A 14,950-nucleotide genomic window follows, 5' to 3' on the forward strand; every position below is an offset into this window, starting at 1 on the left:
ACCAGGGCTCAACGCACAAATGTGTTGAGGACGAGTGAGGAGTCAGCAAATGCAACCACTGAGCCACAACGCGGGCGCCGCCGGCGTCGGAGGTCAGGTCGTCGCCAATGGTGCGCGGGGTCTCGCCACCGGTACCGCGGCTACAACGGCGGTCTCCGCGCTTGCTCCGGCGGGCGCGGACGAAGTGTCGGCCACGGCGGCCATCATGTTTGCCTCGGAGGGTGTGCAGACCATGGGGATCAACGCGATGGCGCAGGAGGAGCTGGCCCGCGCCGGCGCCACCGTCATCGAGATCGCCGGTGTCTACCAAGCTGTTGACGGCGAAAACGGCGCGACGCTGGCCTGAACCGGGCAGCTGAAACGAGTCGCTTGAGTCATGGCTGGCATCTCGATTCCCCTTCCACCGATCTGGGGGGCGTTCCCCCCTGAGATCAACACGTCGCGCCTGATGGCCGGCGCCGGTCCCGCGCCGATGATGCAGGCGGCTGCGGGCTGGGAGGCCTTCGCCATCTCGCTGGAGACGCAGGCCGACGAGTTGGCCGCCAGCCTGTCGTCGCTGGCTCAGATGTGGCAGGGCCAGGGCAGCGAGCGTGCCATCACCGCATCGATGCCGATGGTGCTCTGGCTGCGGATGCTGGCGTTGCAGGCGCAGAAGCGGGCGCTGCAGGCATCCGCACAGGCGACCGCTTATTCGGCCGCGCTGACGACCACCCCGCCGCTGCCGGAGATCGAGCTGAACCATGTCACCAACGCGACGCTCAACGCGACCAACTTCCTCGGTGTGAACACCGTCCCGATTGCGGTGAACGAGGCCGATTACGTACGCATGTGGGACCAGGCGGCGGCGGTGATGAGCGCCTATCAGGCCGAGACCTCGTTGAACGCGACGTTCGAGCCGATCACCCCGCCCAAGCCGATAGTCATACCCGGCGCCGCGGAGAGTGCGATGGCCGTGGGGATGGCGGGCGCGGCACCGATGATGGCCGGGGCCGCGGTGCGAAACGCGACCTTCCTCAAGGTCAGCGGCCAGGGCAAGTTCGAGGAGGTCAACCAGAAGGCGGGCCGGGCCGAACAGATGGCACAGCAGGCCGCCAACCAGGGACGGTCTCAGACGGACCCGGGCCAGATGATGCAGCAGGCCCCTCAGCAGGGCATGCAGATGGGCATGCAGATGGCGTCCCAGCTGGGCTCCACGCTCGCCCAGGCACCGCAGCAGATGATGCAGGGAGTGACGCAGCCGTTCCAGGCGCTCTCCCAACCGCTGCAGCAGGTCTCGTCGATGTTCGGCCAGATGGGTGGCCTGGGCGGCAACAACGGTGCGCAGGTCGGGATGTTGGGCGCGACCCCGTTCTCCAACCACCCCGCGATCGGGGGCACCGGAGCCGCGGCCGGATCGGGCCTGGTCCGAGCGGCTTCGCTGCCGGGGGCAGGCGGCACTGCCGCACGCACACCGTTGATGTCCAACCTCGTGGGCAAAGAGCTCGCGATGAGCCCGGTGGCAGTCGGCGCCGGCGCCGGGCCGGGTGTCGCCGCGGGCGGGCTGGCACCTGTCGGTGCCGGCGGGGGCGGGATGGGCGGCCCGATGGGGATGCTCGGTCAGCGGGGAAGGAGCGGCGGGAACAAGAACGGACTCAACGCCCCGGCACCACTGGAACACGACCTCAACGAGGACGAAGAGGACGACTGGTGATCGTCCCGAAAGACTTGCCGACCGCCTGGGTCGGGAGGGTCCGCCAATTCGGCGGGAACACAGGTAACGAGAGAGAAGGTCAGCAATGACATTGGTGAATGCGGATACTCCGCAGTTAATGGCGGAGGCGGCGAACTTCGACCGGATCTCCGGCGAACTTCAGTCCGTCCTCGCCCAGGTCGAGTCGACTGCCTCGGCTCTCCAGGTGAGCCTGCACAGCGAAGGTGCGGGACAGGCGGCGCAGGCGGCGCTGCTCCGATTCCACGAGGCGTCCAGCCAGCAGATCCGGCTGCTCACCGACATTTCGCAGAACATCCACACCAGCGGTACCTCATACCTCAACACCGACGCGAACAACGCAGACGACCTCGCGTCGCAGATGAACATCTAGCTCGAACTCACAAGGAAACGGAGAACAGACGTGGGACAGATCAACTACGAGTTCGGGGCCATCGAGGCCGGCGCGGGCGAAATCCACGCCGCGGTGGGCCGTACCAACGGGCTTCTCGACGAAGGCCAAGGCTCGCTCGCGCGGCTGCAGGGTGCGTGGGTCGGCGACGGTTCGATGTCGTACCAGGCGGTGCAGCAGCGCTGGGACGCCAACTCGACGGAGCTCAACCTTGCGCTGACGCAGCTCGCGCAGGCAGTCAGCAACGCGGGTACCACGATGGGTGGCACCGAGAACGCAGTCATCGGAACCTTTACATAAGCGCGGTGGTGCACGTCGGTGGACGACCGGCATGAACGAAGGATCGTCCACCGCGTGCGCCGCGCGCACTCCCTGCAAACCCTTGAGAGGTACACATGTCGGCCGACTATGACCGGCTCTTCCACTCGCCGGATGCCGTGCGGACGGTCGACGAGGACTCCGACCGCGACACCCCGCCTGCCGTCCGGGACAGCGCAACAACTCACGGCGGCGCGTCCCGCAACGACGTGACGCCACCCGCGATGCCAACCGCGGCGCCGCGCACCCAGACTGCCGCTGCGCCGCCGCCTCGGCAGACCGAGGTCACCAGTCAGATCCCGGCGACTCACGCAGCACCCCAACATCTTCCGAACAACGGGATGATGCGGACACCCCAGAACACCGCTCACTCGGGGGCGCGTCACGAGCAGCAGCAGACGGCGCCCGCCCCACTTCCCCGCCCCGCGTCGGCCCCTGCGCCGTCGCACCACTTCGCCGACAGCGACGGTGGTCGGCGGGCGGCGGCTCAGCCCGCGCCGACGTCGGCGGCATCGATGGGCAACCACCGCGCCATCGACGCGTTGTCGCACGTCGGCGTTCGTAGCGCGGTGAAGATGCCGTCCCAGCGAGGCTGGCGGCACTGGATCTACATGCTGACCCGGATCAACCTCGGGCTCTCACCTGATGAGATGTACGAGATGGATCTGCACGCGCGCATCCGGCGCAACGCCCGAGACTCCTACCAGATCGGCGTGTTCGGTCTGAAGGGCGGAGTGGGCAAGACCGCGGTGACGGTGGCACTGGGTTCGGCGTTGAGCAGAATCCGCGGTGACCGGATCCTCGCCATCGACGCCGATCCTGACGGTGGCAACCTCGCCGATCGTGCCGGAAGGCAGTCGGCTGCGACCGTCGCCGATCTGTTGACCGACAAGGAATTGCACCGCTATAACGACATTCGCGCCTACACGAGCATGAACGGCGCCAACCTCGAGGTGCTGTCGTCCGAGGAGTACAGCGCCGCGCGGCGCGAATTCAACGACGACGACTGGAAGGGCGCGACGGATATCGTCTCGCGCTACTACAACCTGGTGCTCGCAGACTGCGGGGCCGGGCTCTTCCAGCCCGCTGCCCGAGGGGTCCTGTCGACGGTGTCCGGGCTGGTCATCGTGGCCAGCGCCTCGATCGACGGGGCCCGGCAGGCTGCGATCACGATGGACTGGTTGCGGCAGAACGGGTATCAGGATCTGCTGGGCCGTTCCTGTGTGGTGATCAACCATGTCGTGCCGGGCAAGCCCAACATCGACGTCGAGGATCTGGTGCAGCAGTTCGAGAGGCATGTGCCACAGGGTCGAGTGATCGTGCTCCCGTGGGACAAGCACATCGCGTCGGGCACCGAGATCCAGTTGGATCTGCTGGGCAAGGAGTTCGAGCGTAAGGTCGTCGAACTCGCCGCGGCGCTCTCCGACGACTTCGACAGGCTCGAACGCCGTTGACCGCGACGGCCGCGCCCCCGTCGTCGTCGAGCGTTTCGCCCGGCAAGCCGTCGACCACGCGGGTCACGATCCTGACAGGTCGGCGCATGACCGACCTGGTGTTGCCGTCGGCGGCGCCGATCGAGACCTACGCGGACGAAACGGTGTCAGTGCTGGCCGGCATCCTCGAGGACACCCCGCCGGAGGTGTTGGCGGGCTTCGACTTCAATGCGCAGGGCGTGTGGTCGTTCGCCCGTCCGGGAGCGCCGCCGATCAAGCTCACCGACTCGCTGGACGCCGCGGGCGTGGTAGACGGCTCACTGCTGACAGTGGTGCCGGTGAGTCGCACCGAGCGTTACCGACCGTTGGTCGAGGACGTCATCGACGCGATCGCGGTGCTCGACGAAACACCGGAGTTCGACCGCAGCGCGCTGTACCGCTTCGTCGGGATGGTCCTGCCCGCCGCGGCGGTGGTCATCAGCACGGTCGCCATCCTGTCGTGGGCGTCAACCGGCCGCGACTGGTGGTGGGCTGTGGCACTCGGCGTGCTGGGCGTGGGTCTGATGGGCGCCAGCACGTTGGCGCAGACCCGCTACGACAACCTCGACATGGCCGAGAGCCTGCTGGTGTCGTCGCTGGTGACACTCGGGACCGGGGTCGCGCTGGCCGTTCCGTTACCGCGCGGCGTGGAAACGCTTGGGGCGCCGCAGATCGCGGGCGCCGGGTCGCTGCTGCTGCTGATGGTGTTGGCGACCCGCGGCGGGCCGAAGGGCCGGGCGGAGGTCGCGGCCTTCCTCGCGGTGATCGCGACGGCGGTGACCATCGCCGCGGTTGCGTACGGATACGGGTGGAACAACTGGGTGCCTGCTGGCGCCATCGCGTTCGGGCTGATCATCGTGACCAACGCGGCGAAGCTCACGGTCGCCGTCGCCCGGATCGCGCTGCCACCGATCCCGGCACCGGGGGAGACGGTGTCCAACGACGAACTGTTGGATCCCGTCACGACGACCGACACGTCCGAGGAATCCGAGACCTGGCAGGCGATCATCGCTTCCGTCCCAGACTCTGCGGCGCGCCTCACCGAGCGGAGCCGATTGGCCAAGCGGTTGCTGATCGGCTTCCTCACCGCCGGTGCGCTGATCCTGTCCGCCGGGTCGATAGCCGTTGTCGTTCAAGGGCACTTCTTCAAACACAGCCTGATCGTCGCCGGCTTGGTGATGGTCATGTGCGGATTCCGCTCCCGGCTCTATGCGGAGCGGTGGTGCGCCTGGGCGTTGATGGCTGCCGCGGTCGCGATACCGACCGGCGTGATGGTCCGGATGTGCCTCTGGTATCCGGAGCGGGCCTGGTTGGTGCTCGCGGTCTACACCGTGTTGGCGTTGGTCGCGGTGATCCTGGTCGGTGCCACCGACGGCGTCCGACGGTTGTCACCGGTCACGAAACGAATTCTGGAATTACTGGACGGCGCCGCGATCGCCGCGGTGATCCCGATGCTGCTGTGGATCGCCGGGGTGTACGACCTACTGCGGAACCTTCGGTTCTAGGAGAACAGCGATGGGCAATCCACCTCCACTGTCAGTCGATCCCGAACAGCTGGGAATGGCCGGTGGTCAACTGCTGAGTTCAGCGGCTCAATTACCGGCTGCGCCCGCGCCTTTCAAGCCGATGGGAAACGACCCCCTGTCGCTGGCGATCATCGGCCAGATCCCGGCGATCGACGACCCGGTGATCGCGCAGCTGCCCGCGGTGCAGGCGCAGTCGACGAAGACTGCGAACAGCGTGGTGGATGCGGCCCAGGCGTATTCGTCGACCGACCAGCAACTGGGCGGCCAGATCAGCCAGGAGATGCAGAACACGTCAGGACTGCCCGGTACCGGATCGGGCAGCCCGGCCGCAGGTTCGTCCGGTGCCGACTCGATGGGCCAGATGATGAGCATGCCGATGCAGATGGCCGGGCAGATGGCGCAGATGCCGATGCAGGTGATGGGAGCGGTAGCCGCGGTGCCGCAGGGCGTGATGCAGGGTGCCCAGCAGGTCGGCCAACAGGTCAGTCAGATGGCGGGCCAGTTCGGGCAGGGCGGGCAGGGTGATGCCGCCGGCGGGATCGATCTCCCAGGTGGTGAGTTGCCCGAGGCGGAACAGGCGGACGAACAACCGCCCGAGGCGCCCATGGAAGAGGAGCGCGACGAGCAGGACGGCGCCGCCGCGGGTCGGCAGGGAAGCGAGCGCGCGCCCGACAGCAGTGAAAGCGGTTCGCCAGGAACACCTTCCGGCCGACACCGGCTTGCCGAACCGCCCGTAGCCACCGACGACAGCATCAACCTGTGAGCGGCAGCCTGGAGGTCAACACCGACCAACTGCGCAGCGCCGGCGCGGCGTTCGTTGCGGCTGCGGACAAACTGGCCGCCGTGCAGGTCGACGCCCCGCTGGGTGATGCTGCGGCCGCCGTGACGCAACTGCAAACCGCGGAGGCGTGCACAGCTGCGAAGGCCTTCGTGGCAACCGAGATGTCCACCCTGGTGGACGCAGTGCACACCTACGGCTCGAATCTGGGTGCAGCCGCCGGGAAGTACGAGTCGACGGATAGGGCGTCGGGCGAGGCAATACGTCAGGTGGATGTTCCGCCGGCGTCGTAGGCGGGGGTGTAACGACCAGGTGCAACACTACGTAGGGCAGTGTTACACTTCGGTCATGCCGACCGACCGCCGGCGCCACGCGATCACCGAGACCGACGACATCAGCGACGCCCTTGCTGTCGCCCGTCGCGCATGGCCCGACCTTGCCGACAAACCAGGCGCGCTGCTGCGCCAACTCATCCTGGCCGGGCAAAAGACGCTTGCGCACAACGGCATTGAGCAAGATCGCGAACGTCGACAGGCAATCGCCGACACCGGCGGCGCGCTGACTGGCGTGTTCGGTCCCCAGTACCTGACGGAGTTGCGCGGGGACTGGCCCGAATGATCGTGCTCGACGCGAGCGTGTTGATTGCACACTTCGACTCGGCCGACACCCACCATGACGCCGCAACCGATCTCCTGCTGCGGCATGCCTCAGAGCAGTTCGCGTCGAGCGTTGTCACGCTCGCGGAGGTCTATGTCGGCGCCGCCCGCTCGGGTCAGGCCGACCGACTCGAGCACCTTCTGGCGGGCCTCGAGGTCGAACCTCTCGCGCTGCCGGCCGAGGGTGCTCGTCGGCTCGGGGAGCTGCGGGCTTCGACCCGGCTCAAAATGCCGGACTGCTGCGTGCTCTACAACGCCGAAATGCACGCGGCGGCGGTCGCCACTTTCGACGAAGCACTGACCGCCCGTGCCGTTGATCTCGGACTACCACTGGCGCGAGGCTAGTGCGCGCGCTCCGAACCCAGTCCTAGCCGCTTTGAGCCCCCCGTGCCGTCTCGAGCACGGCCTGGACTTTCTTGCGACGCTCTTCGATGGCCTTGCCGATGTCCTTGAGTAGCAGGGGTTTGTGCCGCACCAGCTCTTGAATGTCGTCACGTCCGATCTGGAGCACCGTGACCTCCTCGAGCGCCACCGCGCCCGCGGTCACCGCCTCGCGGGTCAGTGCGCTCTGGCCGAGGAAGTCGCCCCGCTGCAGGATCCGAACCGGGAGCACGTCGTCGTCATCGGAGACGGTGAGTTGAACCCGCCCGGACATCACGAACGTCATCTTGGTGGGAAGTTCCCCCGGCACCTGAAGAGTTTCGCCGGCGCCGTAGCGGGTCAGGTGCACCCTCGGGAGCAGCAGCTGCTGGTCGATGCCGGTGAGACGCAGTGTGGTCGCGATCGCCTGCAACTCGGACCGGGTCCGATCCTCGCTGGAGAAGTCGTCGTCCACCTGGTCCAGATGCAGTCCGGCGCGCCGGGCGGCGTACCAGGTCCATCGAAGGAACGTGGCACGGGCGGCAGCGTCGTCGGCGGGGGACCGCAGCGGAATGGTGGTGCAGTACTGGGTCGCACCCATCGGCACCGTTGCAATGCGATCGCCCACACGCAGCTGAGGCAACCCGGCGGCCACCTGGCCCAGCACCTCGCACACGGCGTCCGGCGGATCGGTGGCGGCGAACACCGTCGACACCGAGATCGTGTGAGCTCCCGCCGGCCGGCTCAGATTCGTGAACGATGCCCCGGCCAGCACGGAGTTAGGCATCACCTGCAAGCCGCTGGCAGTCTCGATATGGGTTGCACGCCAGTTGACTTCGATGACCCGGCCGCGCGCGGAGGGGGTGTCGAGCCAGTCGCCGATCTGGAACGGCTGCTCGAACAGCAACAGCAGGCCGGACACGATCTGCCCGACCGAGTTCTGCAGCGCCAAACCCAGCACGATCGAGCTGACACCCAACGCGGTGAACAGCCCGCCGACATTGGCGCCCCAGACCACTGACAGGATCAGCGCCAGACCCACCGCGATCAACGCGAAGCGGGCAACGTCGAGGAAGATCGTCGGTAACCGCTTGCGCCAACTGGATTCCGGAGCGCTGTCGAACACTGTGGCATTGAGGCCGGACAGCAGCAGCACCAGCACCACGAAGCCCAGCGTCGTGGCGACCAGTCGCACCGGGGTCGCGTGGACCGACACCTGATTGGCGCCCGTCAGCAGTGCCAGGAGCGCCCCCAACGGGAGGACGTAGTTGCGCAGCAGTTCCACCGGTCTGGCCAGCGCACTGCCCCGGCGCTCCAGCGCGGTGCGAAGCTCCGTGAGCGCGATGAGCCCGATCGGCAACCCGATTGCTACCGATAGTGCCCAGTAGAACCACGGCTGGTCGAGGGATTCCATCGCTAGCGGCTCTCCGCGAGGCGATAGGTCTGTTCGTCGTTCCCGTCGTGGCTGATCACGCCGGCCGCAGTGAAGTCGTGCAGGTCCCTGACGACGTCGTAGACCCGCGAGGTGACGTACACGCCGGGCTGGGACGATCCATTGCGCACCTGATAGGCGAGATTGACCGCTGCACCCCACATGTCGTACGCGATGCTGGTCCGGCCGATCAGACCGCTACCGACGGTGCCGGTGTCGATGCCGGCACGCAGGCGCAGGTCATAGCCCGACTCGGCGTTGAATCTCGTGATGATGTGGTGCATTTCGATCGCGAAGTCCACGGTGCGGCGGGCGTTGTCCAGACGGGGCTGGTTGAGCCCGCAGCTGGCGAGGTAGCCGTTGTGCAGCGTGCGTACCTGTTCGACGCCGAGATCTTCGGCAGCCAGGTCGAATTGGTGCACCAGCTTGTTGGTGATGGCCAGCGATTCCTCCGAGGACAGATGTACGGCCAGTTCGTCGAGGCCGACGACTTCGGCGAAGATCACGCTGACGTCCTGGTGGTGCAGCGAGATGTTCTCCTCGCCCTCCCGGTACCGCTCGACCACCGACTCGGGCATCAGTGACAACAGCAGCTTGTGGTTCTCCTCGCGTTGCTCGACCAGCAGCTGTTCGTGGCGCGACAGGTTGCTGCTCATCTCGTTGAAAGCCTTTGTGAGATCGCCGAACTCGTCGAGCGAGCGGAGAGGCAATACGACGCCGTAATTGCCGGCCGCAATCTGGCGTGAGCCGGCCTCCAGGCGTTTGATCGGGCGCACGAACCGGCGCGACAGCAGCATCGCGATCACACACACGATGAAGATGATCGCGGTGGTCGACAGGATCAGGGTGCGCGTGAAGCGGTTGACCGGAGCGAACGCCTCCGCGGCGTCGATGTTGGCGACGATGTTCCACTGCAGTTCATCGTCGGCAATCGGCGCGTAGGCCTGCAGTGCGCGGCGCCCGAGGTAGTTGTCGGAGATCAACGTGCCGGTTTGCCCCTGGGCTGCCAGGCGGGTCGCTTCGGTGCCCGCCGGCTGGATGAGCACGGTGGTTCCCTGACGGATCGCCTGATCGGCGACATCGGGCGGGGTGCCGGCGGCGACGACCTCGGAGCGGTACCGGTCCGGGTCCTCAAGGAACAGTCGGGAGTCCGACCGCATCAAGTCGTCGTCTCCCACCAGGAACGTCTCCCCGGTGGTTCCCATGCCGGCCTGCTCCCACTGCTTGTCGACCGTCATCAGACGGTTGATCTTCGACATCGGAAGTTGAAGGGCGAGAACGCCGGTCACCTGGTCGACCGGGCCGACCGGGCTGACCATCCAGGCCGTCGGCTCCAGCGCAGGCTGGTAGGCACTGAAGTCGGTGACTTCGACGTGATCGAGTGCGTTGCTGCGCATCGCCCGGTTGAACGCGTCGGTGAGATCCCCGCCGCGGAACGGGCCGCGAAGGACATTGGTGCCCAGATCGATGCCCTTGTTGGCCGAGTACACCACATCGCCCTGGGTGTCGATGAGGAGCGCGTCCTCGAACTCGAAACGACTCGTGACGGTGCGGAAGAAGTTGTTGAAGCGAGCGTTGGCCGCTGACCACTCGCTGCTGTCCCCGGCGTCGTCGACCGCGATCCGCTCCGAGGCATCGGTGAAGGGGATCGTGTAGTGGATCTGCAGGTACCGCTGTGCGTATGAGGTCGGCAGAAGTGCTGCGACATCGAGTTCGACGCCCGTTCTGGCTTCCTCTTCCGGGGCGTAGACGGTGGTGTAGTAGTTGGCGAGGGCCTGTTCCTGGGCGGGTTCGATCGGTGGTGCGTCGGGACCGTTGAGCTGGTTGAAGCCGGCGGTATAGGCCGTCATCGCGGTCCCGGCGTTGCTGGTTCTCGCGAACAGGATGATCGAGTTCGTCAGGTCGGATATCTCGGCGACGAGCTGTCGGCTCTGGGATTCACGAACCTCGGTGAGTCGGTCGAAGGCGGCGTTGCGCAGCGAGATGCGGCCCGATTCGAAGCCGATGTAGCCCACCACCGCCGCGGACAGGATGCTGGTGACGAGCAGCATGAGCAGGAACTTGGACTGGATACTGATTTTCGACAGCATTTTGCCGAGGTGGCGGGGCAGCTCCACCGGATAGGCAGGCTCCTGGCCCGCATTGTGGGTCTTGTCTGTCCGGTTTGTCATCGGCAAATGACATTAGCGTGCGGCGGGTGGGTCTCGTGGGAGTTGAGAGGAGGGCGGCTCGACGGATCAGACCGATGCGTCGACGCTGACCGCGTCGCCGATGAGCACCGCCAGATGCTGCCAGTACACCCAGTCGGCGATGGCCTGCCGTTGTGTCTGCGGATCGGTCGCGGTGTGAGCCTGGTAGAGCGCGAGCTCCTGGGCGTGATTCGCGTAGATGATGAATGCCGACAGGTGGGCACCGCCGCGTTGCGGGCTGGTGCTCATCAGAGGCTTGGCGACGTCGAACCACAGCTTCGCGGTTTCGTCGGCGGGTGGGGTGATGTCCGCCGGAGCCGGAGGCAGTAGCTCGTTGAGGCCGAAGTCGCTGACGGCGGAGAGGGTTTGGGCTGCCGAGGGGGCGATGACCTCTAAACGACTGCGGCCCTGCATCTTTCCATCGTCGGGAATGTCGTCCGGGGTGAGGATGATCTTGGCGGCGCCGGGGTCGAAGCTGGCGAACTGCTCCTCGGTGGCGACAACTGCGCGCAGCCTCAGGTCGTGATGTTGAGCCCAGCCCTGCACCGCAAGAATGGGGTAGGTCGCCCACGTAGCGCGTTCGGTCGACGGGATGGCTTCGTCGGCGGTGGCCATCCGCACCTGTTCGGGGAGGTGCGCGCCGTCGGGGATGTAGGCCATCCCGTAGCTGTTGGCGACGACGATGGTGTCGTCGGTTGTCAACGCGGTGACCCAGAAGAATCCGAAGTCCATCACCCCTGCGTTGAGGGCGGCACCGATGTGGCGAGCCCGTTGAAGCGGGTCGCTGCCGTTGGTCTTGCGGCGAAGCGCACCGGCGACCGCGGCTGACTGGATCGCATCCCGCTCAGCGCGCGCGGTGGAGACCGGTACAGGTGCGGGCGCGGCGCCGCTGCCGGCCGCCGACATGGCGGAAACGCCGGGTCCGGTAGCCGCCGTGGGCGCAATGCTGCCCGGGGCGCCGGGGGCGGGGGGACCGGGCGGTGCAGGGGTGGTCGGTGGTCCGAGCGGCATCGGCGGTGCCGGGCTGGCACCGCCTGTCGGCGCGGCACTGACCGGTGCTGCTCCGCCTGCGCCACCCCCGGAGATCCCAGTGCCGCCGGTCGCTCCGCCGGATGCGCCGCCCGCTGGCGGGACCGCCGCAGCCGCTTGGCTGGTAGGCGCCGGGGCAGGAGCGGGCGACGTGGCCGGAGCGGACGACGCCAACGGTGGCTGGCTGGTCAGCGGCTGCAGCGGCGAAGTGGTCCTGGCTGACTTGGCCGCGTCTGCCGGGGTTGCGGCATTGGGAGCGCCGCCTGCGGCGCCCGTCGGGGTCGCGGCGGGTGAGCCGGACGCGTTGGGGCTCGACGAACCGGACCCCGATGGCGAGGACGATGTTGGTGAAGCTGCTCCTCCGGACGACGCTCCGGATGTGCCCATGGAGCTGGTCGGTGCGGACGATCCGCCCGATGGGTTGGATGGGGCGAGGGCGCCGGGGCTTGCTGGTTGATTTGAGATCGGGGGAGCTTGAGATTGCGGTGCCCCGCCGACAGCGTCGAAAGGTGATGCTTCAGGCGGCCCCCCTTTAGCGCCAACGACATCGACCGGTGGGGTCGGTCTAGAACTGGATACTGGGCTGATCACCGGACGAGTGAGTGCACCTTGACGTACAAATCTTGATTGGGGCGGCCCGGTTCCTTGTCGTTGTTCAAGCGGTGTCGGGACTGGTGCGGGAATCGATGCGGATTGAGGTGTCCATTGAACAAATGTCGGAACTTGCCCGGACATCGCTGAGACTTCGCTACTGTTCACAATATTCTGCCAAGCGACGTATAACTGAATGAGGCCGTTCTTCGTCGCGTCGTCGATGTTGGGGATCTGGCGGATATCCTGAATGATCTGTTGGGCATTCTGCAAATTTGCATTTACTGCCATCTTTGTCTGCTCGACGACACCAGTGGCCAAGGTGTAAAAAGCGAACGCCTTTCCAAGGTGCTCCTGAAGAGAAGTCATATCGCCAACCCGTTGTTGAATTGACGATCTACCAGCATCGGCCCCCTGCCCTACCCATATCCCCCCTTCGAAAACTTGGCCCTGCTGCTGGCGCCAATTAGTCACGACAGCTTCAATTTGGTTCCGCATGTTGAGGAACTCCGCGGCACGTTCTTGGAGCTCCGTCTCGTCGATGTCCGGCCAACCAGCAGGCTCGGTCATCTCTTCGACGTATTCTCCAGCGAACTTTCCGATACCCACTATTGAGATCCCGCCGCTTTGCACGCTTGGTCATTAGCGGCAATTAGCTCTGCAGCGGCATTGGCAAGATAAGCATCAGACGGTACATAACTGGGAAAGGACTGGACGAAACCTCTGCGGTATTGAGCAGCTAGCGTTGCGAAGTCGTAAAAAATGGCGTTCCCACTACGCAGTCCTAGGTCCTGCATCTTCCCCGCGTTAGTCTGCATCACAGTCGTCATCTCTACGTATATGGCCTGCTGTTCGGGCGGCCACTGAGAAACCGATAGGTTCGGATCGGTTGCGAGCCATTCAGAGGTGTCACGGTCAAATTCCTCAACGGCCTGGCTCCACTGACTGCAGACGGACAATGGCTCGGTGACAAAGCGTTCAGGATCGGAGGGGTCACCGAGTGGTGCAAAATCGAGTGGCGCTGGCGATTCCACAACTAGGGGAGCTCGTGCGGAAGCTGAGCCGTAAGTTATCGCTGAGCAAATCCATACCAATGCGTTCGATGTTCCAGTAGCGACTCGTGCGAGGTGATCATCGGCCGGCGTGTAGGTAGGCACTTTGTTTGCGTAATCGCGCCAGTAGGCGATCGACTGTTCGTAAAGCTCTCGAACGACGCGATGTGGTGTCAGCTTGACTAAAGCCGCCGTTTGGTCAGCAGCGGAACGCATCGCATCCGCTATGGCCAGATGCTGAACACGCTGAGCTTCCGTCCAGTCCGAGGCGGGAATTGACGGGTCTCTGTCGTTCCAGCCTTTCGCTGCTTGTTCGGCGAACGTGTCCCCGATGGGAGTCCATGCGGCGCAGGTAGGTTCATCGACGATAATCCCGACGCCCTTGTCGTCATCGGCGCTGGCGATCTCGCTGGCATCTGATGACGTACTAGGCGCTGAGGGCGAAGCCGTGGGCGGATCTGTGCTTGAACCATCGCGCGTGAACAGCAACGTCGTGACGACGGTGACGACTACAACCACGAGCAGTACAAGCCCGCCGAGAATCCACTTGGATCGATTGCCGCCGATCTGAGGCGGTAGTTGCTGCCCCCATTGCGGGGGCGGACCCCACTGAGGCGGGCCTGGTGGAACCCCCGGGGGCTGCTGAGGAGGCCACTGGCCAGGAGGTGGCGTGGTCACGCGCCCCACCTCCGCCTGTGCGTCTTCATCCCCGTTCCTCCCAGAGCACCACAACCCGCTGTTCGGGTTGACCGCGATTCCGACTCAACCAGCTTACGAGAGGTCCGGAGGGCTCCATGTCGCTGATTCTGGCCGCCACGTCCGGCGGCCACCTCGATGGTGATCGCATTTAATCGCTAACCACCCACACTCGCGCCGAGGCCGGCACCGACCAGGAACGTCACGATCGTCAGCGGTATCACCGCCAACGACACAACAAGTCCAGTGCCGAACCTTCTGAATGCGCCCGTCGTCAGCATCAGCGGCAACCCGACGATGACCACGGCACCGTAGCCCACACCGATATCGATGATCCGCATCACGACGAGCAGCAGATAGGCGGTCCCGAGAACAACACCGAATAGGCTTGCCGGCCCGAAGAACTGGTCGAACTTGATGCCGCTTTTCATAGCACCAGCCTTAACGACGCCGCAGCGAGTAGGAACACTCCGGCGATGCCGCCGGCCAGAGCCGCTCCGGTAGTCCACGCAGACCGTCGCCGAAACAGCAATACGGACACGAGGACGAGTATCAGTTCGACCGCCGCGACGACCGCGAACCCTGAACCCAGCAGGGATACGCCGCTGGCGTCGAAAAGTAACTTCACCGGCACCGCAAGCAACAACCCCGCAGAGAGCAGTACCGGAACGCCCACGGTCGCTGCGGCCCAAAACGAGGTGCTCTGTCGCTGCCACCACGGCAGATGCTGGGGTTGAGAAATCATCTACATG

17 protein-coding genes are annotated in these 14,950 nt (G+C 65.6%); 11 read left to right on the top strand and 6 right to left on the bottom strand.

Annotated elements, in window-relative coordinates:
- The first annotated feature begins 49 nt into the window (after window positions 1–49).
- The 10 genes from ABDC78_RS00380 to ABDC78_RS00425 all read left to right on the top strand — a co-directional run bounded on the left by ABDC78_RS00380 (window position 50) and on the right by ABDC78_RS00425 (window position 7,194).
- Window positions 50–346, top strand: coding sequence for a PE domain-containing protein (locus ABDC78_RS00380; RefSeq protein WP_178357592.1), 297 nt, complete (start codon window positions 50–52; stop codon window positions 344–346).
- Window positions 347–376: 30 nt separating this feature from the next.
- A complete protein-coding gene (locus ABDC78_RS00385) occupies window positions 377–1,690 on the top strand; it encodes a PPE family protein (RefSeq protein ID WP_178357591.1) in 1,314 nt (437 codons plus the stop codon).
- A gap of 85 nt (window positions 1,691–1,775) precedes the next feature.
- Window positions 1,776–2,081 carry a WXG100 family type VII secretion target gene (locus ABDC78_RS00390; protein ID WP_178357590.1) on the top strand — a complete coding sequence of 102 codons (306 nt, stop codon included), beginning with the start codon at window positions 1,776–1,778 and terminating at the stop codon, window positions 2,079–2,081.
- A gap of 30 nt (window positions 2,082–2,111) precedes the next feature.
- On the top strand, window positions 2,112–2,399 hold the full coding sequence (locus tag ABDC78_RS00395) for a WXG100 family type VII secretion target (RefSeq protein ID WP_178357589.1): 288 nt from the start codon (window positions 2,112–2,114) through the stop codon (window positions 2,397–2,399).
- Window positions 2,400–2,494: 95 nt separating this feature from the next.
- A complete protein-coding gene (locus ABDC78_RS00400) occupies window positions 2,495–3,871 on the top strand; it encodes a MinD/ParA family protein (protein WP_178357588.1) in 1,377 nt (458 codons plus the stop codon).
- Window positions 3,868–5,394, top strand: a complete 1,527-nt coding sequence (gene eccD / locus ABDC78_RS00405; protein ID WP_178357587.1) for a type VII secretion integral membrane protein EccD — start codon at window positions 3,868–3,870, stop codon at window positions 5,392–5,394. Before ABDC78_RS00400 ends, eccD begins: the two co-directional genes overlap by 4 nt.
- A gap of 10 nt (window positions 5,395–5,404) precedes the next feature.
- Window positions 5,405–6,178, top strand: coding sequence for a hypothetical protein (locus ABDC78_RS00410; protein ID WP_178357586.1), 774 nt, complete (start codon window positions 5,405–5,407; stop codon window positions 6,176–6,178).
- Complete coding sequence (locus tag ABDC78_RS00415) at window positions 6,175–6,486, top strand: type VII secretion target (RefSeq protein WP_178357585.1); 312 nt, start codon at window positions 6,175–6,177, stop codon at window positions 6,484–6,486. The genes ABDC78_RS00410 and ABDC78_RS00415 overlap by 4 nt, the downstream gene beginning before the upstream one ends.
- Before the next feature lie 55 nt (window positions 6,487–6,541).
- Window positions 6,542–6,811, top strand: a complete 270-nt coding sequence (locus tag ABDC78_RS00420; RefSeq protein ID WP_178357584.1) for a hypothetical protein — start codon at window positions 6,542–6,544, stop codon at window positions 6,809–6,811.
- The gene (locus tag ABDC78_RS00425) at window positions 6,808–7,194 is read left to right on the top strand and encodes a PIN domain-containing protein (RefSeq protein WP_178357583.1); all 387 of its coding nucleotides are present in this window, start codon (window positions 6,808–6,810) and stop codon (window positions 7,192–7,194) included. The genes ABDC78_RS00420 and ABDC78_RS00425 overlap by 4 nt, the downstream gene beginning before the upstream one ends.
- Before the next feature lie 22 nt (window positions 7,195–7,216).
- Here ABDC78_RS00425 and ABDC78_RS00430 read toward each other — a convergent pair whose 3' ends face one another.
- The 3 genes from ABDC78_RS00430 to ABDC78_RS00440 all read right to left on the bottom strand — a co-directional run bounded on the left by ABDC78_RS00430 (window position 7,217) and on the right by ABDC78_RS00440 (window position 11,736).
- Entirely contained in the window at window positions 7,217–8,623 is a 1,407-nt protein-coding gene (locus tag ABDC78_RS00430) for a mechanosensitive ion channel family protein (protein ID WP_178357582.1), read from the bottom strand.
- A 2-nt stretch (window positions 8,624–8,625) separates the two neighbouring features.
- On the bottom strand, window positions 8,626–10,812 hold the full coding sequence (locus tag ABDC78_RS00435) for an adenylate/guanylate cyclase domain-containing protein (RefSeq protein ID WP_306172897.1): 2,187 nt from the start codon (window positions 10,810–10,812) through the stop codon (window positions 8,626–8,628).
- A 66-nt stretch (window positions 10,813–10,878) separates the two neighbouring features.
- Window positions 10,879–11,736, bottom strand: coding sequence for a secretion protein EccK (locus ABDC78_RS00440; RefSeq protein ID WP_256735900.1), 858 nt, complete (start codon window positions 11,734–11,736; stop codon window positions 10,879–10,881).
- Here ABDC78_RS00440 and ABDC78_RS00445 point away from each other — a divergent pair.
- On the top strand, window positions 11,735–12,316 hold the full coding sequence (locus ABDC78_RS00445; RefSeq protein ID WP_256735899.1) for a hypothetical protein: 582 nt from the start codon (window positions 11,735–11,737) through the stop codon (window positions 12,314–12,316). The genes ABDC78_RS00440 and ABDC78_RS00445 overlap by 2 nt on opposite strands.
- 742 nt (window positions 12,317–13,058) lie before the next feature.
- On the opposite strand, the gene ABDC78_RS00450 is transcribed toward ABDC78_RS00445, so the two are convergent.
- The 3 genes from ABDC78_RS00450 to ABDC78_RS00460 form a co-directional block, all read right to left on the bottom strand.
- Window positions 13,059–14,021, bottom strand: a complete 963-nt coding sequence (locus tag ABDC78_RS00450) for a hypothetical protein (RefSeq protein ID WP_178357580.1) — start codon at window positions 14,019–14,021, stop codon at window positions 13,059–13,061.
- Window positions 14,022–14,356: 335 nt separating this feature from the next.
- Window positions 14,357–14,629, bottom strand: coding sequence for a hypothetical protein (locus tag ABDC78_RS00455; RefSeq protein WP_178357579.1), 273 nt, complete (start codon window positions 14,627–14,629; stop codon window positions 14,357–14,359).
- Complete coding sequence (locus ABDC78_RS00460; RefSeq protein ID WP_178357578.1) at window positions 14,626–14,943, bottom strand: hypothetical protein; 318 nt, start codon at window positions 14,941–14,943, stop codon at window positions 14,626–14,628. The genes ABDC78_RS00455 and ABDC78_RS00460 overlap by 4 nt, the downstream gene beginning before the upstream one ends.
- Between the last annotated feature and the right edge of the window lie 7 nt (window positions 14,944–14,950).

This window comes from Mycobacterium sp. DL (assembly GCF_039729195.1).
Lineage (GTDB): Bacteria > Actinomycetota > Actinomycetes > Mycobacteriales > Mycobacteriaceae > Mycobacterium > Mycobacterium hippocampi_A.

What these genes read in the sequence shown, in the direction of transcription:
- ABDC78_RS00380 (WP_178357592.1), top strand. Translation starts at nt 50, where the DNA reads ATGCAACCACTGAGCCACAACGCGGGCGCCGCCGGCGTCGGAGGTCAG.
- ABDC78_RS00385 (WP_178357591.1), top strand. Translation starts at nt 377, where the DNA reads ATGGCTGGCATCTCGATTCCCCTTCCACCGATCTGGGGGGCGTTCCCC.
- ABDC78_RS00390 (WP_178357590.1), top strand. Translation starts at nt 1,776, where the DNA reads ATGACATTGGTGAATGCGGATACTCCGCAGTTAATGGCGGAGGCGGCG.
- ABDC78_RS00400 (WP_178357588.1), top strand. Translation starts at nt 2,495, where the DNA reads ATGTCGGCCGACTATGACCGGCTCTTCCACTCGCCGGATGCCGTGCGG.
- ABDC78_RS00410 (WP_178357586.1), top strand. Translation starts at nt 5,405, where the DNA reads ATGGGCAATCCACCTCCACTGTCAGTCGATCCCGAACAGCTGGGAATG.
- ABDC78_RS00420 (WP_178357584.1), top strand. Translation starts at nt 6,542, where the DNA reads ATGCCGACCGACCGCCGGCGCCACGCGATCACCGAGACCGACGACATC.
- ABDC78_RS00425 (WP_178357583.1), top strand. Translation starts at nt 6,808, where the DNA reads ATGATCGTGCTCGACGCGAGCGTGTTGATTGCACACTTCGACTCGGCC.
- ABDC78_RS00430 (WP_178357582.1), bottom strand. Translation starts at nt 8,623, where the DNA reads ATGGAATCCCTCGACCAGCCGTGGTTCTACTGGGCACTATCGGTAGCA.
- ABDC78_RS00435 (WP_306172897.1), bottom strand. Translation starts at nt 10,812, where the DNA reads ATGACAAACCGGACAGACAAGACCCACAATGCGGGCCAGGAGCCTGCC.
- ABDC78_RS00445 (WP_256735899.1), top strand. Translation starts at nt 11,735, where the DNA reads ATGGCGGAAACGCCGGGTCCGGTAGCCGCCGTGGGCGCAATGCTGCCC.
- ABDC78_RS00440 (WP_256735900.1), bottom strand. Translation starts at nt 11,736, where the DNA reads ATGTCGGCGGCCGGCAGCGGCGCCGCGCCCGCACCTGTACCGGTCTCC.
- ABDC78_RS00455 (WP_178357579.1), bottom strand. Translation starts at nt 14,629, where the DNA reads ATGAAAAGCGGCATCAAGTTCGACCAGTTCTTCGGGCCGGCAAGCCTA.
- ABDC78_RS00460 (WP_178357578.1), bottom strand. Translation starts at nt 14,943, where the DNA reads ATGATTTCTCAACCCCAGCATCTGCCGTGGTGGCAGCGACAGAGCACC.